The sequence below is a fragment of the Actinosynnema sp. NPDC049800 genome (assembly GCF_040656635.1).
Classification (GTDB): Bacteria; Actinomycetota; Actinomycetes; order Mycobacteriales; family Pseudonocardiaceae; genus Actinosynnema.
This window is the reverse complement of sequence record NZ_JBFAMT010000069.1, coordinates 18,236-40,237: the sequence shown is the minus strand read 5'-3', so window position 1 is coordinate 40,237 and position 22,002 is coordinate 18,236. Positions and strand designations below refer to the sequence as shown.

Below are 22,002 nucleotides of genomic sequence, written 5' to 3'. Positions count from 1 at the left end.
GGTGTGCGGGGGCTGGTGGACTGCTGCGCCGGGGATCGTGTGTCGACCACGTCGCCCCTCCGCGCGGGGGGGGGGGGGGGGCGGCCCCCGCCCGCCCTCCCCACGTCCACCACCAGAGAGGTGGCTGTGAGTTCCTGGTGGGAGTACTGGTACGTCCTTCCGTTCGCCGTGGCGGTGTCCGTGGTGGCCAACGCCTCCGGGTTCTCCGGCGCGGTGCTGTTCCAACCGTTCTTCGCCTTCGTCCTCGGCCTGCCGGTGCACCAGTCCATCGCCACCGGTGTGGCCACGGAAACCATCGGGATGTCCAGCGGTACCGCGCGCTACCTCTTGATGCGCAAGGTGGACCTGCCCGCCGTGGTCCGCTTGCTGCCACCGGTGGTGCTCGGGGTCGTGGTGGGTGTCTTCGTGTTCGCCCACGCGTCCCGCGATGTGCTGCGCCTCATCGTGGGCCTGGTCGTGGGAGGCGTCGCCCTGGACCGCTTGCTGCGCCTGCGCTCCACCCACCGCGCGCCGGAGCACGCCGACCTGCGGCTGCTCGGCAGGCGGCGGTGGGTCGCCGGAGTTGCGGGGGCCTTCTCCGCCTGCACCGGCACCGGCGTCGCCGAGCTGAGCCAGCCGCTGCTGGAGCGCTCCGGCGGGCTGTCCGTGAAGCGCGCCAACGCCACGGCGATCGCGGTGGAGGCCGTGGCGGACTGGTTGATCACCGCCACGAACCTCACGCTGGGCAACATCCGGCCCGAGGTGCTGGTGTTCAGCGCGTCGGGTGTCCTGGTGGGTGCCCAAGTCGGAGCGCTGCTCTCGCCCCGGCTGCCCGACCGGCTGCTCAAGGCGGTGTTCGGTACGTGCGTGCTGGCGATCGGCGCGGTGTACGTCACCACGGCGACCCGAGCCCTGCTGTGAACCCGCGAAGGGCCGGCGCGGTGACCGGCAGACGCGTGCGACCGCGGTCGCGGCAACGAGTTGATGACGACCCTTGGCGCGAACGGTCGTGAAGTCGGAGAGTGGTCACATGTCGGAGCCGCCACCGGTCGTCCACAGCGCCGGCGTGTTCCTCAGCCACAGTTCGGTGGACAAACCGTTCGTGCGCACCCTCGTCACGTTGCTGAAGGCCATGGGCGTGGACGCGTGGATCGACGAGCTCGAGCTCGACTTCGGTGACGGGCTGCTGGAGCGGATCAGCGGCCAGATCGCCAGGAGCACCGCGGTCGTCGCCGTGCTCTCGGAGAACTCCGTGCGCTCGCGCTGGGTCAAGTACGAGCTGTTGCAGGCGTTGAGCCTGGAGCTCGAAGGACGCGGGCCACGCGTCATCCCGATCCGGATCGACGACTGCCAGGTGCCGCCCTTCCTCGCCGACCGCGTCCACGGCGACTTCTCCCGGGTGAACAACTGGGACCAGGCCATGCGCTCGCTGGTACGGGCGATGACGTCGACCCGGACGCCGCCCGCGGTGACGATGAAGGACGAGTTGGAGCACGAGCTGTTCCTCACCACCTTGAGGGATACGGACCTGCGGTTGGTGGCCCAGCTGGTGGCGGACATCCACAGCGCCGCACGCACGGTCCTGCTCACCTCCTACCGCCTCGTGGACGGGGCGGCGTACCGGCACGTGCCGTTGATCAGGGTGTTGCTGTTCACGGTGCACGAGCGGTTCAAGTGCCTGCGGCTGCAGCTCTACGTGACCGACACCGGTGTCGTCGTGCACGCCAGGCACCGGTTCACCCTCGACCCCGCCCGCCAGCCCCACCTCAACCCGGCCGCCCGGGCCTGGCACGACCAGCGGGTGCACCACGTCGACTACGACGTGGAGTACGCGCAGGACCCCGATGCCTACATCGAGGAGGCGGTGCAGCACGGCTTCGACCGCGCGAAGGTCGCCAACATCCTCGTGCACGTGGCCAGCAGCGTGTCGATCCCGGTGGCGAAGCTGCGCTTCCACTCGCTCGGCACCGACTACCCGGCGGTGATCTGCATCGACAGCGAGCGGCGCGCCGTGTTCCCCGAAGCGTCGCACGCCGTCCTCGCCGAGGTGGCGCAATCGCTGGTCGACGAGTACAACACGGGCCGCCGCAGCCCGTGGCAGTACGAGGACCGCGACTTCCAGACCGACAACCGGGGCGTCATCGACGAAGTGACCGGCCCCTGAAGCGGCCGCCGAGCCGCTGTCACCGGTGGGGGATGGGCACGCCCGCGGCGCGCAGCCTGGCTTCCACGAGCGCGTTCAGCCGCGTCCAGGCCATCCGGTCCTCGCGGTGGTGGTTGATCAGCCGGTACCGGGTGGCGTCGTCCGGCCCGGGCTGGTAGCCCGGTGGCACCGCGAGCAGCTCGGGGTTGCCCAGCAGGTGGTCGGCCAGCGCGTCCGCCAGCTCGTCGACCCGGGGGTCGTCCGGCTCCCAGGACCGGGCGTCCCAGGCGCGCTTGGTGAGGTCGACGTACGCGGGGTCGGCGAGCCGGCGTTCGAAGTGGTTCAGGAAGAGGTCGAACAGCTGCGGCGACATCGCCCTGGCCAGCACCAGGGCCTCCTGCTGGCTGGTCACGTTGTCGGGGCTGTAGCCGAGTTCGGTCAGGCGGTCCAGGACCGCGTGAGCGCGGTCGGGCAGCAGGAGCCGGTCCCCGTCGGAGAGCCGCCGCAGCCGGTCCCGGCGGGCGACCAGGTCGTCGATCCGCTCGGTGAGGTTCCGCTCCACGTCGACGAGTCGGGCGGCGAACCGCTCGACGTCGGCGTCCAGCAGCGGCCCGACTTCCGCGAGCGGCACGCCGGCGGCGGCCAGCGTTCGGACCTGGACCAGGCGCACGAGGTCCGCCGACCCGTACCGCCGGTAGCCCGAGCTGTCGCGTCGTGGTTCGGCGAGCAGCCCGTGCTGGTGGTAGTGCCGCACGGTCTTCACCGTGACCCCGGCGAACGCCGCCGCCTGACCGATCGTGACGCCGCCGGTCGACGTGGCCGGGGTGGTCGAGGTAACCATGCGACGAGTGTCGAGCCTGACCCCGGGTCAAGGTCAACCCGCCGGTCCCCGGATCGCACGGCCACCCCGACCTGGCCGGACGTCAGCCTGCGGTCCGCGTGCCGCAGAACACCTCGGTGAGCAGGTCGTCCAACGCCTTCGGGTAGTCCTCCACCAGGTCGACGTCGGTGTCTCCGGTGGTGATCGAAGCGGTCAAGGTCTTGCTGCCGTCCGGGGTGCCGTACACCAACGTCCCGTAGCCGATGGTGCTGCCGTTGTGGAAGTAGAGGGTGCCCGCGCAGCTCGGACCTGTTTCCTGCGCGCGCAACCCGAGGCCGAAGCCGCTCTTCGGGTGCGGCGTGCGCATCTCGGCCAGGAGGTGGTGCGGCAGGAGCCGGCCACCCAGCAGGGCGGAGAAGAACGTGTGGAGGTCCCGGGTGGTCGAGATCATGTCCCCGGCGCCGAACAGCAGGGAGGGGTTCTGCCGGGTGACGTCGACCGTCTTCGTCCGGCCGTCGTCCTGGTAGTGGTAGTAGCCGTGGGCGTGCGGGCCGGGGATCTCCGCCCTGGTGCCCGGCACCACCGTGTCGCGCAGCCCGAGCGGCCGGAGGATCCGACGCTGCGTCTCCTCGGCGTACGAACGGCCGGTGACGTGCTCGATCAACAGCGCGGCCAGCGTGTAGTTGGTGTTGGAGTAGTTCCAGTCCGTCCCCGGCGCGAACAGGGCCGGCTCGGCCAGCGCGAACCGCGCCAGTTCTTCGGGCTGGTAGGTGCGGAACCGGTTGTCCACCCACTCCTGGCCCGTCGAGGGCAGTCCCGGCAGGAGCCTCCCGTTGTAGTAGTCGCCGGTGTGGTTGAACACGCCGCTGGTGTGCTGTAACAGCATCCGGACCGTGATCCGCCGGTCCAGTCCGAACCCGGGCAGGTAGTCGGCGGCGGGGGCGTCCAGGCCGACCTCGCCCTCGGCCACCAGTTGCAGCACCGCGGTGGCGACGAAGGTCTTGGTGTTGCTGCCGATCCGGAACCTCCCGCTGGTGGACGGCGGCGCGGTTCCTCCGAGTTCGCGCACCCCGGCACTGCCGACCCACGCACCTCGTTCGTCGTCCACGCGCGCCTGCATCCCGGCGAAACCGATGTCGACGAACGCCTGCACGGCCTCCCGCAGCTCCGGACGATCCCGCACCGCGGCGGCACCGGCCCCCGCCGCACCGGCTACCAGCGGCACGGTCGACCCGGACACCAGCGCGACCGCCATCGCCGCGACCGCCGCTCGCCGCAAGACCCGCGGCACCCGCACGTTGTTCCTCATGCGGCCAGGCTCCACCTTGACCTCGGGGCGGGGTCAACTGCTCGTTCGTGGTTTGCCCGATCGACGCGCCGGGTACGTGCCGGGTGCTGTGCGCCTTGAGACCACAGGGCATCGGAGGACGAACCATGAGCACTGTCGATTTCTCCAGGGACGAAGTCGACCTGGACCTTCCAGAGGAACGTCCTCCTGCGGCCGACCTGCTGGGACTGGTCGCGGGCATGGTGGCCGGAGTCGGCGGTGACCGGCTCGTGGACGTCCAGGTCGTCGCGGCTCAACTGATCGGCAACGCCTACCGGCACGCCCTCGCGCCGCGGCGGTTGCGGCTGCACCGGCTACCGGGCCGGGACCTGGTCCGGGTCGAGGTCGACGACGGCAGCCCGAGCCGCCTGCCCGTCCTGGGCAGGCTCGGTGTGCTGGAGCACGGACGCGGTCTGCTGGTGGTCAACCGGTTGGCGGTCAACTGGGGGCACCACTGCGATGCCCACCGCAAGACGGTCTGGGCCGAAGTCCGACTCGACTGACCGGTGACGGCGAGGAGCGCACCGCATGAAGAACCATGCCGGCACCGATCCGTCGATCACGGTGACGACAGGTCCGGCACCCGGTGTCCGGGTCGTCCGCTTGGTCGGTGAGGTCGACGCGGCCACCCGGCACGAGGTGGAACCAGCGGTGCTGGAGGTGGTCGAGCGGGCTCCGGCCGGTCTGGTGCTCGACCCGTCCCGGGCGGGCTTCTTCGGCTCGGCCGGGATCGCCCTGCTGTTGGACGCGCAGCGGGCCGGCTCGGCATCGGGTTCGCCGTGGTGACCGCTCTCGGGTGGCGTCGTCATCGGTCCGGCGGAGTCCGGCGCCTGTCGTTGTTGCGCATGAGGACGACGGCGAGCACTGCCATCCACAGCAGGTAGCCGCCGATGTTGATGCGCTCGTACACCCCCAGCCAGGGGGTTGGCTCGCCCACGGCGATCCGAGGGCCCTGCGCGCCGGCCAGTGCACCGAACACTAGGAGCGTCAGGATTGTCGCGGCGGAGTAGCGGCGGAACGTCTTGCCGAGTGCCGCGGCCGCGAACCCCATCGCCGTCACTATGAGCAGCACGGTCACGCTGGTGAGGATCACGTGCGCCGTGTCGGCCGCGAAGTCCGATCGGCCGTGGCTGACATCCTGACCTCCTCCGGGCGCGGTCGGCCCGTCCGTGCGCCCGTCCTCGGGTGGAACGCGCTTAGCCGATGCGCTGCGCGGAGCAGGCGATCGGACGCACGGTCGCCCGCGTGATGCGCCGGACGAACGGCCGGTCCGGCCACCAGTGCCGGGGTGTGCACGCTGGACAGGTCCGGGCCACGCGCGATTCGCCAGGTGGCCTCCGTGCAGCCTCGACCACCTCTCGCGCGGCGATCCCCAGGTCCCGGGTCGGCAGGCGTCCGTCGACGATCAGCGTCTCTTCGGTCATGGGGATCACCGTCCGGTGCGTGCGTTGTGCGTCAGGTGGATCGGCGAGCGGATGACCGCAGGTACCCCCGGCCTCGGCGATCCGCGTCCACGCTCATGACAGTGCCGCACGCGAAGCCCCGCCAGAAGGGCAGAACGTCGTCCGCGCGACGAAATGGTGCCCAACGACCCAGAGCCGTTCGGCACTACCGGTCGCCGCTTCTCCAGCCGGCCGGTGCATCGTCGCACTCGATCCGCCACCCGCCCGACCACGGCGCGCGCCTGCTGCCGGAGGCGCGGTGCTCGACGAAGCCGCCGGCCGATGCCGGCGTCGCGGAGAACGACGAGAGCAGGGCCTCCTCCACCTGCCCCGGCCAGATGAGCAAGGCCGATCGGGTGACCATCCAATGCGACGGGGACCGAGGTCCCGCCGGACGTGCTCCCAACGCGCCCGCGCCCGCATGAGTGTCGCCGACGCCGGCACTGCGCACGAGCCGCCATTGGGCCCTGATCGGTGAGGACCATCGACCGCTGTCACGAGAGCGACGGCTCACTAACGTCGGAGACCTCCTACGACGAGGGAGGTGCGCCGTGCGAGCACGGGACATCATGACCAGCCCGGTCATCACCGTGACGCCGAACGTTCCGATCCGCGTGGCGGCCGCGTTGATGGCCTCGCACGGTTTCACGGCGCTGCCTGTGGTGGACGGTGACCGGCGGCTCGTCGGCATCGTGACCGAAGCCGACCTGTTGCACGGCCGTTACGCCGACAACGACTCCGGTGACACGCCGGTGCGCGAGGTGTTGACCACACCGGTCGTCGGGATGGACCCCGCCGCGCCGGACCGCTCGCTCGCGGGCGTGATGGTCGACGGCGGGATCCGCTGCGTCCCGATCGTGGACGGCTCGCAGCTGGTGGGTGTCGTGACCCGGCACGACCTGGTGCGGGCGTTGGCGCGCAGGGACGACTCCATCGCGGTCGACGTGCAGGAGCGCCTCGACGCCTACGACCCCAACGGCCGGTGGTCGGCGACCGTCCGGGACGGCCACGTCGACATCGGCACGGTGTTCACCGACCAGGAGTCGTGGAAGGTCGTCGTCGCCCTGGTGGAAGCGGTGCGCGGGGTCGTCAGCGCCAACGTGCACGTGACGACGTCCGAGGACGCGGCGCAGAACCGGCCATGACGCCGAGCACGCTGGCCTCCACAGGGCCGTAGGTCCCGGCCGCTGCTCTGACCACGCCGTGGCCGGCAGCGGGTCACACCCGTGACTCCACGCATGCGGACACCACTCGACGGAGGTCAACCGCCCCCGGAGCCAGGATGATCAAGACCTCGACCGGCTACGGCTACGAGCTCATGACCAGGGCCGCCGCCGAGAGGCAAGCCAACGTGGTGACGACGCCGATCACCAGCGGTGGCCCGCCAGGACCGGCTCCGCGCCGCCACCGCCCGCGTCCACGTCGTCCGCCCGCCCACACCGCCAGGACCGCGACCACGGCGATCAGCACGCCGGGAACCACCCGCAGCCCCCAACCGCCGCGGGCGGCTGCCTGCAGCAGCAGCACCGAGCACGCCGTGGCGCTGAACGCTGTCCGTCGCCACGCCAGGTCCGTGCGCTCGGGCTGCAACCCCGGATCACGTGAGTCGCTCACCCGAAGGCCACCAAGATCCCCGCTGTCACAGCCACGACCAGCACCCCCACCGCCAGCACCACCAGCACCCGGCTTTCCGGCAGCGGTCGGTCGGCGCGCATCGCCCGCTGCACCGTCCTCCACCGCGGGTAACTGGTCGCCGCCAGCACCGCCGCCAACGCGATGCACATCAGCCCCAACAGCACCGTCGCACCGGGGAACGCGAACGGCGGCACCAGCTGACCGACCGCCACACCGCCGGCCAGCAAGCCCAGAGCGGTGCGGATCCACGCCAGGAACGTCCGCTCGTTGGCCAGGGTGAACCGGTAGTCCGGCTCCCGGTCCACCGACGACCGCTCCGGCTCGCCGTGCATCCGTCCTCCGCATCCGCCGCGCCGCACACCGGGTGACCGTTCCGCAACGGCCCCGCAGGCAGGCTAACCCGATCCCGTCATCCACGTCGCCCCTCACTCGATCGGATCACCCTTGGACCGAACAGGCGAGGCTCAGGCCGTGTCGTGGCGAGCACGGCCTGGCCGGCGGTCGTCACAACCGGGACCGAACCACCCCCGGTGCGTCGCGCGGAGTGGTGGTGCCGAGCGCTCAACCGCCGAGGACGTGCCGCAGCGCGGTTCTGGTCACCAACAGGTGGCCGATGCCGAAGGCGGCCACGACGCCGATGCCGCTCCGGTGCCGAAGGTGACCGTCATGATCTCGACGATCGGGCGCAGCCCGGCCAGTGCCGCGCCGATGCCCGCCCCGACTCCGACAGCGGCGTGTCTCGCGCACGCTCCGGCCCGAACTCCTCCAAGCAACCCCGTGCTCACCGCGAAGCAGCCGCCATGGCTGATCGCGGGCGGAAGGCGATCGGCGGTGACGAAGTCCCGACCGCGTGCGGCGAAAGATCCGGCATCACCGAAACCGGCCGACGTGGACGTGGAGGCGTGGCGTGCCGGTGCCCGGACTCGACCGGGCGTCCCCGGCCGCTCGGGACGAAATCCCCTACGCACCACCGGGTACTCCGGGTAGCAAGGGTGTGCGGACGTCGACGCCATGCGACGTCGGCTTGGTCCAGGGGAGGTGCGACGTGCCGTTCCTCTGCCGCGGGACCGCCGGGCGACCGGCCGGTCCGAGTCGGGGAGGTGCCCGGGTACCCGGTGGTAGCTGCCTCGCCGAGCGTGAGCAGCCGCCGCCTGCCGTGCGTGTGTGGTCACGGGTGCGGGGTACGGCATGACGGTTCACCGTGCGGGATTCGGCGGGCTCGTCCTCGTGGCGGGGGACCGGTTGTCCTTGCCGGTTCGCAGGCGCGTCGAGGAGCTCCGCGCGTTGGGTGTGCCGGTCCACGGGCCACCGGCCGCGGACGGTACCCCTCCGCGGCCGGCCGTGACGGGATGTGAGGCCCGACCGGTGCTGGTGGTCGACGCCGGTCAGGGGGAGGCGGAACTGTGCAGGCTGCTCGACGGGGAGATCCGGCGTCGGAGGCGCGGACGACCGCCGGACATCGGAGAGGATCCCTCGTGGGCCCTACGAGAGGATGGGGACCCCATCCGCCGCCGCGTGGTGGAGTCCCTGTTCACGGTGGGAGCCGGCGGCATCGCCACGCGCGGCGCGGTGGAGGAGGCACGACCGGGCGCGGAACCGTCGGTGCTCGTGGCCGGTGTCTACACCGGTCGTGGTGCGGACGAGCAGCTGCTGGACGGGCCGATCTGGACCGGCCTGGACATCGAGCCCGCTCCGGTGGCCGACCACCAGGTGCTCGACCTCCGCACGGGGACGCTCGCACGGCACGAGGACGCCGACCACCCGCTCCGGACGCTGAGGTTCGCCTCCATCACCCGGCCCGGCGTGGTCGCGATGAGGGCCGAGGGCCCGGCCGGACGGCTGCGCCTCGGCAAGGCCCTGCGACCTCCTCCCGGTGCGGACATGAGCGAAGGCGTGCTGGACGGTCGCCGCAGTTGGGCACGCACCGGCGGCACCTCCGGAGTGACGGCGGTCGCATGGCAGCGCCTGAGCGGCGGCGGGGAGTCGCGCACCGCGGAGCGGATAGCCGCGTACGCCGCCGGCACGTGCGGGCAGCGCACGCCGACCGGGTTGGTGGCGACCCTCGACGCCGCCCGGCGTGCGGGGTTCGACCGACTGCTCGGCGAGCACCGGGCGGCCTGGGCCGACCGCTGGGACGCGGTGGACGTCGAGGTGCCCGATGACCCCGACCTGGAGTCGGCCGTGCGGTTCGCGTTGTTCCAGCTGTGGTCCAACGCCGACGGGCGGCGGCGCGAGGCCGCGGTCGGCGCGCGGGGGCTGTCGGGTAGCGGGTACTCCGGCCACGTTTTCTGGGACGCGGACGTGTACGTGCTGCCGGCCGTCGTGACGATGCACCCCCGGCTCGCCACGGCGATGGTGGACTACCGGTTCCACCGGCTGCCCGCCGCCCGGGCGGCCGCGCGCGCGGCCGGTCGGGCCGGCGCGCGGTTCCCGTGGGAGTCGGCGTCGGACGGCAGCGACGTCACGCCGCCGAGCGGCTACGTCGGCGGCGTGCCCGTGCCGATCAGGACCGGCCGGTCCGAGGAGCACATCACCGCGGACGTGGCGTGGGCCGCGTGGCACTGCGCGCGGTGGACCGGGCGATCCGGTCACCTGCGAGCGCGCCGCGCGTTGCTGGAGGGCACCGCCCGCTACTGGGCTTCCCGGTGTCGGGTCGACGACGACGGCCGCGCGCACATCGACGACGTCATAGGACCGGACGAGTACCACGAGGGGGTGTCGGACAACGCGTTCACCAACGTCATGGCGCGTTGGAACCTCCGTGCCGCCGCCGCCGTCACCACTTCGTCCGGGCAACGGCGCGCCTGGACCTCGCTCGCCGCCTCGCTGGTGGACGGGTACCGGCCCGACACCGGCCTGTACGAGCAGTTCGCCGGCTACTTCGGCCTCGAACCGGTCAAGATCGACGACATCGCCCGCCCACCGGTCGCCGCCGACGTCCTGCTCGGCCGGGACCGCCTGGCCGCCACGCAGATCATCAAGCAACCGGACGCGCTGATGCTGCACCACCTCGTGCCGGAGGAGGTGCGGCCTGGGTCGCTCGTGCCGAACGTCGACTTCTACCTACCGCGCACCGCTCACGGCTCGTCGCTGTCCCCCGCGATCAGCGCGTCGCTGCTGGCGCGGGCGGGACGTCCGGAGGAGGCACTGCGCCTGCTGCGGACAGCGGCGCGCATCGACCTCGACGACCTGACCGGCACGACGGCGGCCGGGCTGCACCTCGCGGCGATGGGCGGCGTCTGGCAAGCGCTGCTGCAGGGTTTCGCCGGCGTGCGCGTACGGGACGGCACCATGCTGGTCGATCCTTCGCTGCCCGACTCGTGGCGCACCCTCGGGCTCCGGTTCCGCTGTCTCGGCCGCCGGGTCCGCTTGCGGATCACGCCTGACGACGTGCGGGTCGAGGTTGACGTTCCGCTGCGGGTGGCGGTCGCCGGACGCGGTGAGGTCGTGGTGACCGACACGGCGTGGATCGAGCGGAGGGCGTAGGGAGGGCGCATGAGCGGCAAGGTGGTCGTGCCGGTGGAGCGGCTGGAGGCGGCGTCGGTCGTCCCGATCGCCGTGGCGGTCGCCGACGTGCTGGGCGCGACCGTGACCAGGGCTCCAGCCGGTGACGACGCGGTACTCGGCGCGTTGAGCAAGCCGGACACCGTGCTGGGCGTGGTGCCGCGCGATCACCACTCGTCCTGGACCATCGCCGCCGCGTCCGCCAGACCCGTCATCCTCGTGCCGCCGATGCGCCTGGGCGTGCCCGCGGCCGTCTCGCGGGTGCTCGTCCCGCTCGACGGCACAGCCGACTCGGCCCGCGCAGTCGCCGACGTCCTCGCACTGCTCACGCACGCGAACGTCGACCTGGTCGTGCTGCACGTCTTCGACGAGTCCACCGTACCGCCGTTCTGGGACCAGGCCGCCCACGCCCGCCACGGCTGGGAACAGGAGTTCCGCAAGCGGTTCTGCACGCCCGAGGACGTGCGCCTGGAACTGCGCAGCGGGAGGCTCGGCGAGCACGTCAACCAGGTCGCGGCCGACGAGCGCGCGCACCTCATCGCGCTCGGGTGGTCGCAACGCCTCGACGAAGGACGGGCGCGCACCGTCCGCGAAACCGTTCGCGGTGCTCGCGTTCCGGTGATGCTGGTTCCCCTGGCCCGTTCCTGAGGGACGACCACTGCCGGGCCCGGCCGGGAAGATCCCTGTTCGGGCCGTGCGATGGTCCTGTGGAACCGAGCTCCTTCCATCCTGTGACCGGATTCGGGATCGGCGAACCCCGGTGTTCGGCGGAGGGAGTGAGTGGGATGGGTTACACGTCGAGGCACAGGGCAATGTTGAAGGCGATCGCGGAAGGCCGTGGGCGGCTGGTCGGTGGTTCCCATCCGAGCCTGGCGATCGACGGGTTGTGGTGCGACTTCACCGCGACGAACGACCTGGTGGACAACGGGCTCGTGAGGCCGAGCGGCGTCGCTGACGCCGTCGGGACGCCGAGTGCCGGCCCCGCTCACCACGTGAGGCGCCCGCGGCGAAGCCCAGCTCGGCGTGCCAGCGCGGCTTTGTCAACCCGGTCTTGCGGTGCGGGGCCGCGATTTCACTCGATCGTGTAATCCGTTGAGGACGCCCGTTTCCACAGGTCAAGCATGGTGTGACGGTGATGTGGGACCTTCGTCCTCGGGCACCGGGCCGTACGTCCGTCGTGCCGCCGGCGGATCGGGCACACCCTCGGTCCACGCCCCCGGCACGGGGGCGACGACCGGGAGGGGATCGACATGTCGAGCACGCGGAAGTCGGATGTCAGGACGTCGGCCCAGGAAGCCGCGGACGAGGTGCAGCGGGCGGTCGCGCGGGTGACGGCAGGGCTGCTGGCCCTGGTGTTCCTGGTCAGCGTGTCGCTCGCCCTGAGCATGTCCGCCGACGTGCCCGGTGGTCGCGTGGGCGTCGGCATCACCGTGTTCGTGCTGTTCGTCGCGAGCCTGCTGGTGGGTGGCGTGCTGGGCTTCCTGTTCGGTCTGCCGCGCAGCAGGTTCGCCGACAAGGTGCTGGACAAGGGCGACGGGGACGACACGTCGAAGGCGCTGTCCACCGGGTCGCGCTACGTGACCAACTCGAACCTCATCCGGGTGTCGGACTGGCTGACCACGATAGTCATCGGCCTCGGCCTGGTGAACCTGGGTGACGCGGTCCCGGCGTTCCGCCAGTTCTCGGCGGCGTTGCGGGAGCCGCTCGGCGGAGTTCCGTACGCGGGTGCCCTCGGCACGTCGGTCGCCGTCCTGGGCGTGCTGTCCGGCATGCTCCTCGTCTACCTGTGGGTCAGCGTCCAGGGACGAGCGCTGTTGGAGATGTCGGAGGTGCGCGAGGAGACCGTCCCGGACCTGAAGGGCAAGTCCGTGAACAACGCGCGCAGAATCCTCAGCGCCCTCTCGCTGCGACTCAAGGTGGTGCCGCAGGAGGCGAAGGACGACTGGAAGGTCATCGACCAGAACTTCGACCCGGACCTGCGCGTGAACGAGAGCACCGAGGTCGAGATCACGGCCGTGCCGCCGACGCCGGCGCAGGGTCCGGACGGCGGGCACGGGACTCCGGCGGCCACCGAGATCGTCGTCGTCACCTCCTGACAGGCGACCACCCACCGTCACCGCCCGTCAACGGGAGTGCCCGGCCACCATCGGTGTGGATGCCCCGAGGTCCCACGAGCACGATTCGCTCAACCGTCGACCAGCCGCCGGAGCACGGGCGGGGCACTCCCGGAGTGGTCGAGGTCCGGCGATCGAAGGAGGTCGGATGTCCGAGAACGCCGGCACAGTGGCAGGCGGAATGCCCTACCTCCGCCTGGGTGCGGGCCCGCCGCTGGTGTTGCTGCCCGGTATCAGCGCCCACCACAGGGTGCCGGTCGGCATGGATCGCCGGTTCCAGTTGGCGCAGGTGCGGCCGCTCGCTCGGCACCGCGAGGTGTGGTGGCTCAACCGCCGCAGGGGCCTGCGCCCCGTGGCCACGATGGCCGACCTGGCACGGGACTACGCGGATGCGCTGCGCGAGTTGTTCGGCCGACCGGTCGACGTGGTCGGCGTTTCCACTGGCGGCAGCATCGGGCTCCAGTTGGCGGCCGACACCCCTGACGCGGTGCGCAGGCTCGTGCTCGTCTCGGCCGCCTGCACGCTGGGGGAGCGGTGCCGCGGCGCCCAGCGCAGCACCGCGAGCCTGCTGAGGGCGGGCGAGCCGCGGCGCGCGGCGGCGGCGATGATGGGCATCATCGGCAGCGGCCGGATCACCCGCCGCGCCGCCGCCGCGATGGGCTGGCTGCTCGGACGGGCCGTGGTGGGACGGGGTGACCCGGACCTGCTGGCCACGATCGAGGCCGAGGACCCGTTCACCTTGTGTGCTCGGTTGCCCGAGATCGGCACGCCGACGCTAATCGTGGGTGGGGAGCGCGACGCCTGCTACGGACGGGCGCTGCTCGAGCAGACGGCGGCGGGTCTTCCCCGCGCCCGACTCGTGCTCCTGCCGCGCAGGGGACATCTCGGCATCACGCCTGCCGTCGCCGGGATCGTGCTGGGCTTCCTCGGCGAGGGGACCTGACGCGGCGCGTCGGAGCACCGGTCACGCGACGGCACGCACACCCCGCTGGACGGTGTCCGCGCGTGCGGCGGTCGCGGGGCTCGGAGTGCCCCGCGACCACCATCGCCGCCGCACGCGTCCGGTGTGCGGACACCGTGACGATTCGATCACCGGGGCACGGGCAGGACCGCGGTGTCCAGCGACTGCCAGCGGTCGGCCAGCCTGGCCTCGAGGGTGTGCATGGTGGTGTACTCGAGGTCTTCCAAGGGCAGTCGGTGCGGTTCGAACGGGCCGTGCCTGCGCAGGTAGTCCATGGCCTCGTTGGCCTGTGCGCGGGCGCGGTCGGAGGACGGGTCGGCGAACATGTCGCGCGGTCCGATGAGCTTGCCGTCCTTGATCTGGAAGCCGAGGGCGACGACGCGCGGTGGTCCGTCGAACCGGGCGGGTGTGGCCTGGTCGGTGCTGACGGGCATGATCGGCGCGTGGTGCGAGCCGCGCATGCAGCCCGCCACCGCGTAGGGGAACGCGAACGGTTCGAGCACTTCGCCCACCGCGGGCAGCCCGGACTGGGCGCGCACGATCATCACGGGGTCGTCCTTGCCGACGTACTTGCCTGCGATGAGCGACAGCCGCTGGGTGGACGTCGCCGCCGCCTGCTCGTCGAGCGTCTTCGAGTGGACCGAGTGGATGACGTAGTGGCTGGGCGCGCCGATGTACATCAGCATCTCGTACAGGTCGGTCGGGCAGTCGAACCAGATCCGCTTCTCCTCGTACAGGTCGTAGACCTCGAAGCGGAAGCCGGCGTGCATCTTGGAGTCGATGACGAGGCCCGCGGTGTTGAACGGGTCGGCGAACATCTTGTAGAGCGGCAGGTTCCACGCACCCGGCTCGGTCGTGTCCGCCAGGAAGCAGATCACCGGTTCGCTGGGCCGCTCGGTGAACTCCAGCTCGGCGTACCCGGGCCCCATGCCGCGCAGGTTGCCGCTGAACGCGTCGGACAGCAGGTCCTGGCCGGCGCCGTAGAGGCCGAGGCGCTTGGCGACCGCCGTGGTGTCCTGGAAGACATGCCACGCGAAGGAGTGGATCGGGTGGGCGTCGGACCCGTGCTCGTGGATCATGATGAGGGACGTGTCGTCGCCGCACGACGCCACCTGCCCGTCGATGAGCAGGTGGTCGCTCACGGCTTGAGCCAGAGCGTGGCGTGCGACGGCGGTCATCTCGGGGTGCACGGCGGAATGACCGACGAACCCCCCGGTGTCGGCTTTGATGATGCTCAAGGTGATCATCGTGGCTCCTCTGTTCGGAGTGGACCACCTACCACCTGGCCCCGGTGCGGGTTGAGGAGCAGTGACAAAGGTCCCTGTGCCACGACCCGGAGGACCTTTCACCATCCAGCGAGCCCGGCCACGCCGCGGTGTCCCTCCAACTCCCGGCGCACGCGTTCGGTCAGGGCGGTCAGCCGCTCGCTGTGGCGCACGGCGACGGGCCGTGGCGAGCGCAGCGCGAGCGCCGTGGCGGGCAGGCGGTCGAGGTCGGCGTAGCACCGGGTCCGCGCGTCGTGCACGGCGTCGTGCTCCGACCTGCGGGGACCGGTGCGCCGCCCGTCGACCACCACGGGCACGAGCAGCGGTTCGTGGTCGGCCGGAAGGGGTTCCTCGCGCAAGCCGATCACGTCACCCCGCTCGACGGGGCCGCGGAACACCTGTTTGGCACCCGGTGCCGTGACCTTCCCGGAGGACAGCTTCATCACCGGTCTGCCGTCGTACTCGACCAGCTTGTACGCGGTGTCCAGGGACGGTGCGTCCGCCGACACACCCATCCGCGTGCCGACGCCGAACACGTCGACAGGCGCGCCGCGCGCGACGAGGTCGGCGATGCCGTGCTCGTCCAAGCCTCCGCTCACGACGATCCGCGCGTCCCGCAGGCCCGTCGTGTCCAGCATCTGACGGGCCCTGCGGGACAGGGTGGGCAGGTCGCCGGAGTCCAGTCGGATCCCGACCGGTCGCGCGACGTCGACGGCGTTGCGCACACCGCTGGGGGTGTCGTAGGTGTCGACCAGCAGGACGGCGTCGTCGGGGAAGTCCTCGGCGAAGGCCCGGAACGCCGATCGCTCGTCCGGGAACGCCTCGACGTAGGAGTGCGCCATCGTGCCGGCCGGGACGAGCCCGTACCGGCGTGCCGCGGCGACGTAGCTGGTGGCGTCGAAACCGGCGATCGCCGACGCGCGGGCCACCGCGTTCGCCGCTTCCAGGCCGTGGGTGCGGCGGGCGGCGAAGTCGATCAAACCGGCGTCGCCCGCGGCGATCCGGCAGCGCGCCGCCTTGGTCGCGACCGCGGTCTGGAACGTGACGAAGTTCAGCAGCGCCGTCTCCACCAGTTGGGCCTGGGCGATCGGTGCGGTCACCTCCAGCAACGGCTCACCGGCGAACACCACGCGCCCCTCGGGTACAGCGCGGACTTCCCCGGTGAACCGCAGCTCGGCCAGGGCGGCCCGCGTGGCCCGGTCCAGCCCCACGGTCTCGTCCACGTAGTCGAGCTCGTCGTTCGTGAACCGGAACTCCTCCAGGAAGTCCAGGCAGTCGGCCAGTCCAGCGGCCACGAGGAAACCGCGGTCCACCGGGAGCCGCCGCGCGAACAGGCTGAACGTGGCCGGCGCGGCCATGCCCCGGCGGAGGAAGCTCACAGCCATCCGGATCTCGTAGAAATCGGTGCACAGCGCCGTCATGCGTCGACCGTCCCACCGGCACGTCGCCGGGTGGCAGGGTCCGTGCGCCCCACCGGACAGGGGCCTCCGTCACTGTTCCGGGAACAGTCAGGCGCACTCATCCGCAGGTGCCGGTGGGCGCTGAGGCGGGAGCGGCCGGAGGGAGCTCGCGTGACGAGGACTCCCGGGCCACCTCAAGACGCCTGGCCGACCGTTGCGAACAGGCGGCCGTCGTCACGGGGCGGCTCCGCCTCTCGTCACTTCCCGTCCGCGATCACCGGCATGACGACCTCGGTGAGGTAGCTCTTGGGGTTGGAGGTGCGGTCCGGCCCGACCAGGTAGATCTCCCGAGGCGGTCCTGCGGGCCGCCGGTCGTGAGCCCGGACCCACTCCTCGATGGCCTGGTACGCCTCGCCCAGTCGGTCGTAAGGGCCGGCGTGCAGCGTGCGGACGGCCGGTCCGCCCGGCCACTCGACCGTGCCGACGTCGCCAGCCGGGGCGGTGGGCCGGTCGGTCGGGAGCAGCAGGTCGACCTCGAACTCGCCCTCCGGCTGGAAGGACCCCGGGTAGGCGACCTGCGGCGGTCCGGCGGGCGTGGCTCCTGCTTGCGCGCTGTGTTCGAACAGCAGCCCGAAGCCCTCGCCGATGGCGCGCGACAGGTCGGCCGCGCGGATGCGGCGGTGTACCCGGGCAGCGGTGAACGGTTCGGTCTCGGTGAGCGTCACGTGGTGGGTCATGGTTCGAGGGTCACCCTGTCGGGTGGGCGTGGTGCAGGGTCCGACGTCGTCGTCGAGGGGGACCTTCGTCCTGTGCCGCACGATGGAGCTGGAGAGGGGAGGCGCGGTGGTGAAGGCACGAGTCGGTGACTGGGTGGTGGTGGAGGGCGTCACGCTGGGTGTGCCTACGCGGCGCGGCCAGGTGGTCGAGGTGCGGCACCCCGACGGCTCGCCGCCCTATCTCGTGCACTGGGTGGACACCGGCAAGCAAACGCTGGCGTTCCCTGGCCCGGACGCCCACGTGATGACCGCCGAGGAGGAGGCTCGCCGCCTGGCCGCGGAGATCGACGCGACGGCGCGATGAGGAGCCGGACCCGACCCCGTGTCCGCCGGCTCACGCCGGGTTCACCGGTCCAGCAGGGCGTCGAGGGTGACGAAGCCGTAGCCGGCCGCCCGGACGCGGTCGATGGTGTCCGGCAGCGCGTCCGCGTCGAGCGTGCTGCCGTCGTCGGGATTGGCTCCGACGTGCATCAGCACGATCGCGCCCGGTCGCAGGCAGCCGATGACCCGGTCACTGACCTGCGCGGCGGTCACGCCGCCGCTGGTGCCCTTCCAGCCCAACGTGTCGACCGTCCACCGCACGGGGACGTAACCGGCGTCGTTCACCGCGGCGATGGTGCGAGCGTCACGGGCGCCGAAGGGGAAGCGGAACAGCGGGCGCGGATCGGCTCCGGCGGCCCGGATGGCCTGTTCGCCTCGTGCCAACTCGTCGTGGATCGCCGACGTGGACCGGGTGGTGAAGTCGGGTGGGTCATGGAGTGGTTGCCCACCCGGTGTCCGCCGTCGCGGATGGCCCGCACCCCGGAGGGGTTGGCCGCCGCCCACGTCCCGGTGAGGAAGAACGTCGCGAGCACGCGCCGGCTCGCCAGCGCGTCGAGGATGGGCCGCAGCGCCGCGCTGTCGGCGCCGGCGTCGAACGTCAGGGCGACGACCGGGGTCGACGTCGGGACGGCGGTGACGTCCTGGCCGCGCGGCGACGGCGCGACGGTGGGATCTCCGGGCACCCGCGCCGTGGCCGTGGCAGCGGTCGCGGACCCGGTCGTCGACGTCGGCTCCGACGTCGACCGCGTGATCGGCGTGATCGACGACTGCTCCGTCGGCGCGGTGGACGGCGTTCGGTCGTCGGACACGTTCGCGATCACCAACGCCCCGACGAGAGCCGACGCGACGACGACACCTCCGGCGATCACGGCCATGCGTGAGCCCGATGCGGTGACGACACGGTGGACCCTTTCCGTCTGTCCTGATCGATGCCCGGTTGCGGTCCGGTGCGCCCCGTCCGGCCCGATCAGGAAGGGGTTACCGTCGACCGTCTTGGGCGGTGGCGATGCTGGCGCGGCAGCAGCGCACGATCTGGCGGGTGGCGGGGCTGTCGGGGGTTCGCAGGCAGCGTCGGCAGTGGACGGTGACCGTGCCGGTGAGTTCGTCGACGCTGACGGAGGCGGGGCACTCGCAGTCCCGGCACCAGAGGTGGCCGGTCACGGCGATGACGTGTGCCTGGGAGTGCACGCACTGGTGCAGCCAGCGGCGGTGGACGCGACAGCTGACGCGTTCGAGCGGGTCGAACCCGGTTTCCTCGGCGTCGTCCTCGGCGGCCAGCACGGCGGCGAGCTTCCGGTCGCGCCCCCCGGCGTAGGTGTCGTGTCGGGCGGTCTGCAGCAGCGTGGACATGGTCGGCTCCGTGGGTTTTCCGTTCAGGAGTCCACTGTCCGTCCCATCACCGGCCGCCGAACACGGCACGAGGGCATCAATCCAGGAGGGTCTTGAGCAGCACCCTCCGTATGGGCAGGGCCCTGGTGGGACGGGACCAATTGCCCCGGCCGGCCAGGTGTGCGTGCCGCGTCCGGCTCGGTCGGCCGGTCGTGCACCCGACCGCAGTGGTGGGGCGGTACCGCTGGGTCGCGGTGCCCGGTGTTCGGAGCCGCCACGAACGTCGGCGAGCCCTCGCCGACGTTCACCACCCGACCTGCCGCGCGGAGCGGGACGGCCGGGTGGTGGCGGTCCTGGCACGCGACCTCACTTCGGTTCGTTGCGGACGTCCACCCCACCGAACAGCGCGGTGGCGTTCACCCTCAGCACGGGTGCGTCCGGTGGGAGGGTCCCGTCGCGTTCGGTGTTGTCGTCATAGCCGCCGAAGATCGGCAGCCCGCCGAGCGAAACCCTCCACCCCCTGGGCACGAGCACGTCGACCCCGCCGAACAGGGCGAAGGCGTCGACGTCGGCTTCGTGGTCGATGTGCGCTTCGCGCAGGTCCAGCGTGGCACCGCCGAACACGGCGGACACCGAGGAGTGGGTCAGGTGCTCGGCCCGGTTGCGGACCTTGGTCCCGCCGAACAGCGCCACCGGCGCGCCGGTCTCCTCGTGGGCGATGGTGCGGTGACGCCGCAGACCGGCCAGCACGGCGACGCCGACGACCAGGAGCAGCGCCGGCCACAGGACGTCACCGGTGGTCCACTCCTGTTCGTCGGCGAGCATCACCAGCCCGATCGCCACGATCACGCCGGGTCCGAGCGACAGGTGCCGTTGCGAGAGCACGGCGGCGACGCCCAGGCCGATGACGGCGACCGGCCACCAACCCGACAGCAGCTCACCGGCGTCGGACACCCCGGTGGCATCCATGATGCCGAGCAGTCCCAATGAGATCAGAACGAACCCGATCCACGCACGAACTGGTTTCATGATCGAACCTCCTCGTCCTCGCGGCGCTCGATCCGGAAGGTCCACCCGCGAGCGAGGGCGGTGAGGGCGGCCACGGCGCTCAATACCGGCGCCACCACACCCAGACCGACCACCGTGGTGACAGGCAAGTCGACAGCCCTGCGACCGCCGGAGTCCTCCACCACCAAGCGCCGCACGCGGCCCTCGTGGAGCAGGCCCCTGGCCCGGTCCAGGAGGATGCTTCTTTCAACCGCGGCGAGGTACCGCCGTTCCTGCTCCGCGTATCCGCGGTCGCTCCGGACGGTCATGGCGGTGTCCTCTCGCCTGGTCCCTGACTCCACGATGGACGGTCGGCCGGCCGGACACGAGAGCACTTCGGTCACGATGGGCGGGCACGAGGTCCCGCGGCGATCGGCGTCCGATCCCGGAGCGAGTGCGTCCGCCCGTCACCGCACACCGTCGGCAGGTCCTGGATCAGCGCCCGGATCGACGCATCCGCTCGGCGAGGTCGCGGAGTTCGCGGCGCGACGTGCGCAGCGGCAGGCCGTGTCCGGGCGCGACCAGCACCGGCTCCCGTGCCGCGAGCCGGGCGACCGACTCGGCCGCGCCTCGCCAGTCCCAGGTGGTGCAGCGCGGCGGCGCGCACGGCCACGACCTGCGGCGGAACAGGCCGGCGAACGAGTTCAGCTCGACCGTCACCACGGCGTCCCCGGTGATCGCCACACCGTCCTGGGTGCGGAGGTACGCCGCGTGCCCGGCCGTGTGCCCCGGCGTGGGGACGCATGCCCAGCCCGGAAGGCCGGGTAGCTCTCGTTCGGGGTCGTAGGCTCGTGCGATGCCCTGCAAGCTGTTCCTGCCCTGGATCGCGGCGAGCCCGCGCCGTGGCACGAGCCGCAGGGCGGGGCCGATGAGCCGGCGGTCCAGAGGGTGCGCGTACTCGGGCAGGTACGCGCCCGACGCGAAGCGCATCTCATCCGGGTGCAGGTGGACGGGCACCCGCCACACCCGGGCCAGTTCGGCCGCGGCCCCGGAGTGGTCGGGGTGGACGTGGGTCAAGTAGATGGACGTGGGGCGGCTGCCGGGACCGAACAGCGCATCGGCCGCTGCGCGGATGACCGCGGCACGACCCGGCCACGCGGTGTCGACCAGCACCCACGCCGCCGCGGATCCGACCAGGTACGCGTTCGCCTCGGTGACCGCCCAGCCCGTGCTCAGCAGGTGCAGGCCGGGAGCGATCTCCACCGGACGTGCCGCCGGCGGGCTCATATGCGCTCCACCTCGTGCGACAGGCCGGGGTCGGCCGCGGCCCGATCCCGGCCGACCGCCGCCACCAGCGCGGTCGTGAGAGCGACGAACGCCAGCACAGCCAACCCCGCCACCGACGCGGGACTGCTCACACCCAGGGCCCAGTTCAGGACGACGGTCCCCGGCAGCAGCGCGAGGTAGGCGGCGACCGCGATCACGAGCGCCGGCAGCCACAGAGGGGCGGCCCGGCCCGTGAGAGACCGCGCCCGGGGCTTCGTCATGCCACCGCGCATCGTCGCGACACCGAGCAGAAGACCGACCAGGGGAGGCCCGAACCCGCCACCGACCAGGAGCAGGAACACCGACAGCACGATGAGGACGGCGCCGTCGCGCGGCTCGGCGACGAACCGCGCGCACCACAGCGAGAAGACCAGCGCGACGACGATCGTCAGCACCCCGGACACCACCAGGTTCCCGACCAGCGTCATCGCCGGCTCACCGTCGAGCACCTGGAACGCCTCGACGTCCGGCCACGACTCGACGACGACACCGGTCGCGGTGACCGGGCCCTGCGCGACCTCGCCGACGCCGTGCTCCACCGCGGCGAGCCCGGCCACGACACCGAAGACCGCGACGGTCCTCCGAGTCGCCGGACCGAGGCCGGCTACGACCTGGGAACGCATGTCATCCCCTTCGAGTCGTGGGCGGAGGGCCCAGCGGGTTGGCCGAGCCT

26 protein-coding genes and 2 pseudogenes are annotated in these 22,002 nt (G+C 71.9%); 10 read left to right on the top strand and 18 right to left on the bottom strand.

Going from position 1 to position 22,002, the window contains the following annotated elements; all coding sequences use genetic code 11:
- Positions 1–126: 126 nt before the first annotated feature.
- Together AB0I91_RS40045 and AB0I91_RS40040 are read left to right on the top strand one after the other, a co-directional pair.
- Positions 127–900 (top strand): sulfite exporter TauE/SafE family protein, encoded by a 774-nt coding sequence (locus AB0I91_RS40045; protein WP_498786906.1) that lies wholly within the window; start codon positions 127–129, stop codon positions 898–900.
- A 109-nt stretch (positions 901–1,009) separates the two neighbouring features.
- Positions 1,010–2,143, top strand: a complete 1,134-nt coding sequence (locus AB0I91_RS40040) for a toll/interleukin-1 receptor domain-containing protein (RefSeq protein WP_499641581.1) — start codon at positions 1,010–1,012, stop codon at positions 2,141–2,143.
- A gap of 19 nt (positions 2,144–2,162) precedes the next feature.
- Here the strand turns inward: AB0I91_RS40040 and AB0I91_RS40035 are convergent, their stop codons facing one another.
- Positions 2,163–2,963: a MerR family transcriptional regulator gene (locus AB0I91_RS40035; RefSeq protein WP_499641579.1), complete on the bottom strand. Its 801-nt coding sequence runs from the start codon at positions 2,961–2,963 to the stop codon at positions 2,163–2,165.
- An 82-nt stretch (positions 2,964–3,045) separates the two neighbouring features.
- Positions 3,046–4,251 carry a serine hydrolase domain-containing protein gene (locus tag AB0I91_RS40030; RefSeq protein ID WP_499641577.1) on the bottom strand — a complete coding sequence of 402 codons (1,206 nt, stop codon included), beginning with the start codon at positions 4,249–4,251 and terminating at the stop codon, positions 3,046–3,048.
- 125 nt (positions 4,252–4,376) lie between these two features.
- On the opposite strand from AB0I91_RS40030, the gene AB0I91_RS40025 reads away from it, so the two are divergent.
- Together AB0I91_RS40025 and AB0I91_RS40020 are read left to right on the top strand one after the other, a co-directional pair.
- Entirely contained in the window at positions 4,377–4,772 is a 396-nt protein-coding gene (locus AB0I91_RS40025) for an ATP-binding protein (protein WP_498786902.1), read from the top strand.
- Positions 4,773–4,797: 25 nt separating this feature from the next.
- Positions 4,798–5,055, top strand: coding sequence for an STAS domain-containing protein (locus tag AB0I91_RS40020; protein ID WP_498786901.1), 258 nt, complete (start codon positions 4,798–4,800; stop codon positions 5,053–5,055).
- A 19-nt stretch (positions 5,056–5,074) separates the two neighbouring features.
- On the opposite strand, the gene AB0I91_RS40015 is transcribed toward AB0I91_RS40020, so the two are convergent.
- From AB0I91_RS40015 to AB0I91_RS40005, 3 genes are all read right to left on the bottom strand, one after another.
- Positions 5,075–5,347, bottom strand: coding sequence for a hypothetical protein (locus AB0I91_RS40015; protein WP_499641575.1), 273 nt, complete (start codon positions 5,345–5,347; stop codon positions 5,075–5,077).
- Between the two features lie 118 nt (positions 5,348–5,465).
- Positions 5,466–5,693: a hypothetical protein gene (locus AB0I91_RS40010; RefSeq protein ID WP_498786720.1), complete on the bottom strand. Its 228-nt coding sequence runs from the start codon at positions 5,691–5,693 to the stop codon at positions 5,466–5,468.
- A gap of 184 nt (positions 5,694–5,877) precedes the next feature.
- Positions 5,878–6,075 carry a hypothetical protein gene (locus tag AB0I91_RS40005; RefSeq protein ID WP_499641573.1) on the bottom strand — a complete coding sequence of 66 codons (198 nt, stop codon included), beginning with the start codon at positions 6,073–6,075 and terminating at the stop codon, positions 5,878–5,880.
- Positions 6,076–6,262: 187 nt separating this feature from the next.
- Between AB0I91_RS40005 and AB0I91_RS40000 the strand changes: the two genes are divergently transcribed.
- Positions 6,263–6,856 (top strand): CBS domain-containing protein, encoded by a 594-nt coding sequence (locus tag AB0I91_RS40000; protein ID WP_499641571.1) that lies wholly within the window; start codon positions 6,263–6,265, stop codon positions 6,854–6,856.
- 163 nt (positions 6,857–7,019) lie between these two features.
- Here AB0I91_RS40000 and AB0I91_RS39995 read toward each other — a convergent pair whose 3' ends face one another.
- The 3 genes and pseudogenes from AB0I91_RS39995 to AB0I91_RS39985 form a co-directional block, all read right to left on the bottom strand.
- A complete protein-coding gene (locus AB0I91_RS39995; RefSeq protein WP_498786718.1) occupies positions 7,020–7,325 on the bottom strand; it encodes a DUF202 domain-containing protein in 306 nt (101 codons plus the stop codon).
- Positions 7,322–7,678, bottom strand: coding sequence for a YidH family protein (locus AB0I91_RS39990; protein WP_498786717.1), 357 nt, complete (start codon positions 7,676–7,678; stop codon positions 7,322–7,324). Before AB0I91_RS39990 ends, AB0I91_RS39995 begins: the two co-directional genes overlap by 4 nt.
- Positions 7,679–7,999: 321 nt before the next feature.
- Positions 8,000–8,149, bottom strand: a pseudogene (locus AB0I91_RS39985) (alpha-ketoacid dehydrogenase subunit beta); the annotation flags it as partial.
- A gap of 385 nt (positions 8,150–8,534) precedes the next feature.
- Between AB0I91_RS39985 and AB0I91_RS39980 the strand changes: the two are divergent.
- The 4 genes from AB0I91_RS39980 to AB0I91_RS39965 all read left to right on the top strand — a co-directional run bounded on the left by AB0I91_RS39980 (position 8,535) and on the right by AB0I91_RS39965 (position 13,907).
- On the top strand, positions 8,535–10,832 hold the full coding sequence (locus AB0I91_RS39980) for a glycosyl hydrolase family 65 domain-containing protein (protein ID WP_499641569.1): 2,298 nt from the start codon (positions 8,535–8,537) through the stop codon (positions 10,830–10,832).
- A gap of 9 nt (positions 10,833–10,841) precedes the next feature.
- The gene (locus AB0I91_RS39975) at positions 10,842–11,498 is read left to right on the top strand and encodes a universal stress protein (protein WP_498786715.1); all 657 of its coding nucleotides are present in this window, start codon (positions 10,842–10,844) and stop codon (positions 11,496–11,498) included.
- A 602-nt stretch (positions 11,499–12,100) separates the two neighbouring features.
- Positions 12,101–12,946 carry a PASTA domain-containing protein gene (locus AB0I91_RS39970; protein WP_499641566.1) on the top strand — a complete coding sequence of 282 codons (846 nt, stop codon included), beginning with the start codon at positions 12,101–12,103 and terminating at the stop codon, positions 12,944–12,946.
- 166 nt (positions 12,947–13,112) lie between these two features.
- Positions 13,113–13,907 carry an alpha/beta fold hydrolase gene (locus AB0I91_RS39965; RefSeq protein ID WP_499641564.1) on the top strand — a complete coding sequence of 265 codons (795 nt, stop codon included), beginning with the start codon at positions 13,113–13,115 and terminating at the stop codon, positions 13,905–13,907.
- Between the two features lie 146 nt (positions 13,908–14,053).
- On the opposite strand, the gene fbp is transcribed toward AB0I91_RS39965, so the two are convergent.
- The 3 genes from fbp to AB0I91_RS39950 form a co-directional block, all read right to left on the bottom strand.
- Positions 14,054–15,172 (bottom strand): fructose-1,6-bisphosphate aldolase/phosphatase, encoded by a 1,119-nt coding sequence (gene fbp / locus AB0I91_RS39960; RefSeq protein ID WP_499641561.1) that lies wholly within the window; start codon positions 15,170–15,172, stop codon positions 14,054–14,056.
- A 98-nt stretch (positions 15,173–15,270) separates the two neighbouring features.
- Positions 15,271–16,611 carry a nicotinate phosphoribosyltransferase gene (locus AB0I91_RS39955; RefSeq protein WP_498786711.1) on the bottom strand — a complete coding sequence of 447 codons (1,341 nt, stop codon included), beginning with the start codon at positions 16,609–16,611 and terminating at the stop codon, positions 15,271–15,273.
- 236 nt (positions 16,612–16,847) lie between these two features.
- Positions 16,848–17,327 (bottom strand): GyrI-like domain-containing protein, encoded by a 480-nt coding sequence (locus AB0I91_RS39950; protein ID WP_499641559.1) that lies wholly within the window; start codon positions 17,325–17,327, stop codon positions 16,848–16,850.
- 109 nt (positions 17,328–17,436) lie between these two features.
- On the opposite strand from AB0I91_RS39950, the gene AB0I91_RS39945 reads away from it, so the two are divergent.
- Complete coding sequence (locus AB0I91_RS39945; RefSeq protein ID WP_498786709.1) at positions 17,437–17,670, top strand: DUF1918 domain-containing protein; 234 nt, start codon at positions 17,437–17,439, stop codon at positions 17,668–17,670.
- Positions 17,671–17,711: 41 nt separating this feature from the next.
- Here AB0I91_RS39945 and AB0I91_RS39940 read toward each other — a convergent pair whose 3' ends face one another.
- From AB0I91_RS39940 to AB0I91_RS39910, 7 genes and pseudogenes are all read right to left on the bottom strand, one after another.
- Positions 17,712–17,972, bottom strand: a complete 261-nt coding sequence (locus AB0I91_RS39940) for a polysaccharide deacetylase family protein (RefSeq protein WP_499641583.1) — start codon at positions 17,970–17,972, stop codon at positions 17,712–17,714.
- A gap of 36 nt (positions 17,973–18,008) precedes the next feature.
- Positions 18,009–18,562: pseudogene (locus AB0I91_RS39935) on the bottom strand (polysaccharide deacetylase family protein); the annotation flags it as partial.
- A gap of 103 nt (positions 18,563–18,665) precedes the next feature.
- A complete protein-coding gene (locus tag AB0I91_RS39930) occupies positions 18,666–19,037 on the bottom strand; it encodes a hypothetical protein (RefSeq protein WP_499641557.1) in 372 nt (123 codons plus the stop codon).
- A gap of 345 nt (positions 19,038–19,382) precedes the next feature.
- Positions 19,383–20,045 (bottom strand): LiaF transmembrane domain-containing protein, encoded by a 663-nt coding sequence (locus tag AB0I91_RS39925; protein ID WP_498786706.1) that lies wholly within the window; start codon positions 20,043–20,045, stop codon positions 19,383–19,385.
- Positions 20,042–20,332 carry a DUF4342 domain-containing protein gene (locus AB0I91_RS39920; RefSeq protein ID WP_499641555.1) on the bottom strand — a complete coding sequence of 97 codons (291 nt, stop codon included), beginning with the start codon at positions 20,330–20,332 and terminating at the stop codon, positions 20,042–20,044. Before AB0I91_RS39920 ends, AB0I91_RS39925 begins: the two co-directional genes overlap by 4 nt.
- A 166-nt stretch (positions 20,333–20,498) precedes the next feature.
- On the bottom strand, positions 20,499–21,290 hold the full coding sequence (locus AB0I91_RS39915) for an MBL fold metallo-hydrolase (RefSeq protein WP_499641553.1): 792 nt from the start codon (positions 21,288–21,290) through the stop codon (positions 20,499–20,501).
- Positions 21,287–21,952, bottom strand: coding sequence for a hypothetical protein (locus AB0I91_RS39910; RefSeq protein ID WP_498786703.1), 666 nt, complete (start codon positions 21,950–21,952; stop codon positions 21,287–21,289). Before AB0I91_RS39910 ends, AB0I91_RS39915 begins: the two co-directional genes overlap by 4 nt.
- Positions 21,953–22,002: the final 50 nt, after the last annotated feature.

Bases quoted from the DNA above. Each gene is read 5' to 3' on its own strand.
- AB0I91_RS40040 (WP_499641581.1), top strand. From the start codon at position 1,010: ATGTCGGAGCCGCCACCGGTCGTCCACAGCGCCGGCGTGTTCCTCAGC.
- AB0I91_RS40035 (WP_499641579.1), bottom strand. From the start codon at position 2,963: ATGGTTACCTCGACCACCCCGGCCACGTCGACCGGCGGCGTCACGATC.
- AB0I91_RS40030 (WP_499641577.1), bottom strand. From the start codon at position 4,251: ATGAGGAACAACGTGCGGGTGCCGCGGGTCTTGCGGCGAGCGGCGGTC.
- AB0I91_RS40025 (WP_498786902.1), top strand. From the start codon at position 4,377: ATGAGCACTGTCGATTTCTCCAGGGACGAAGTCGACCTGGACCTTCCA.
- AB0I91_RS40020 (WP_498786901.1), top strand. From the start codon at position 4,798: ATGAAGAACCATGCCGGCACCGATCCGTCGATCACGGTGACGACAGGT.
- AB0I91_RS40010 (WP_498786720.1), bottom strand. From the start codon at position 5,693: ATGACCGAAGAGACGCTGATCGTCGACGGACGCCTGCCGACCCGGGAC.
- AB0I91_RS40005 (WP_499641573.1), bottom strand. From the start codon at position 6,075: ATGGTCACCCGATCGGCCTTGCTCATCTGGCCGGGGCAGGTGGAGGAG.
- AB0I91_RS39990 (WP_498786717.1), bottom strand. From the start codon at position 7,678: ATGCACGGCGAGCCGGAGCGGTCGTCGGTGGACCGGGAGCCGGACTAC.
- AB0I91_RS39980 (WP_499641569.1), top strand. From the start codon at position 8,535: ATGACGGTTCACCGTGCGGGATTCGGCGGGCTCGTCCTCGTGGCGGGG.
- AB0I91_RS39975 (WP_498786715.1), top strand. From the start codon at position 10,842: ATGAGCGGCAAGGTGGTCGTGCCGGTGGAGCGGCTGGAGGCGGCGTCG.
- AB0I91_RS39970 (WP_499641566.1), top strand. From the start codon at position 12,101: ATGTCGAGCACGCGGAAGTCGGATGTCAGGACGTCGGCCCAGGAAGCC.
- AB0I91_RS39965 (WP_499641564.1), top strand. From the start codon at position 13,113: ATGTCCGAGAACGCCGGCACAGTGGCAGGCGGAATGCCCTACCTCCGC.
- fbp (WP_499641561.1), bottom strand. From the start codon at position 15,172: ATGATCACCTTGAGCATCATCAAAGCCGACACCGGGGGGTTCGTCGGT.
- AB0I91_RS39955 (WP_498786711.1), bottom strand. From the start codon at position 16,611: ATGACGGCGCTGTGCACCGATTTCTACGAGATCCGGATGGCTGTGAGC.
- AB0I91_RS39950 (WP_499641559.1), bottom strand. From the start codon at position 17,327: ATGACCCACCACGTGACGCTCACCGAGACCGAACCGTTCACCGCTGCC.
- AB0I91_RS39930 (WP_499641557.1), bottom strand. From the start codon at position 19,037: ATGTCCACGCTGCTGCAGACCGCCCGACACGACACCTACGCCGGGGGG.
- AB0I91_RS39925 (WP_498786706.1), bottom strand. From the start codon at position 20,045: ATGAAACCAGTTCGTGCGTGGATCGGGTTCGTTCTGATCTCATTGGGA.
- AB0I91_RS39920 (WP_499641555.1), bottom strand. From the start codon at position 20,332: ATGACCGTCCGGAGCGACCGCGGATACGCGGAGCAGGAACGGCGGTAC.
- AB0I91_RS39915 (WP_499641553.1), bottom strand. From the start codon at position 21,290: ATGAGCCCGCCGGCGGCACGTCCGGTGGAGATCGCTCCCGGCCTGCAC.
- AB0I91_RS39910 (WP_498786703.1), bottom strand. From the start codon at position 21,952: ATGCGTTCCCAGGTCGTAGCCGGCCTCGGTCCGGCGACTCGGAGGACC.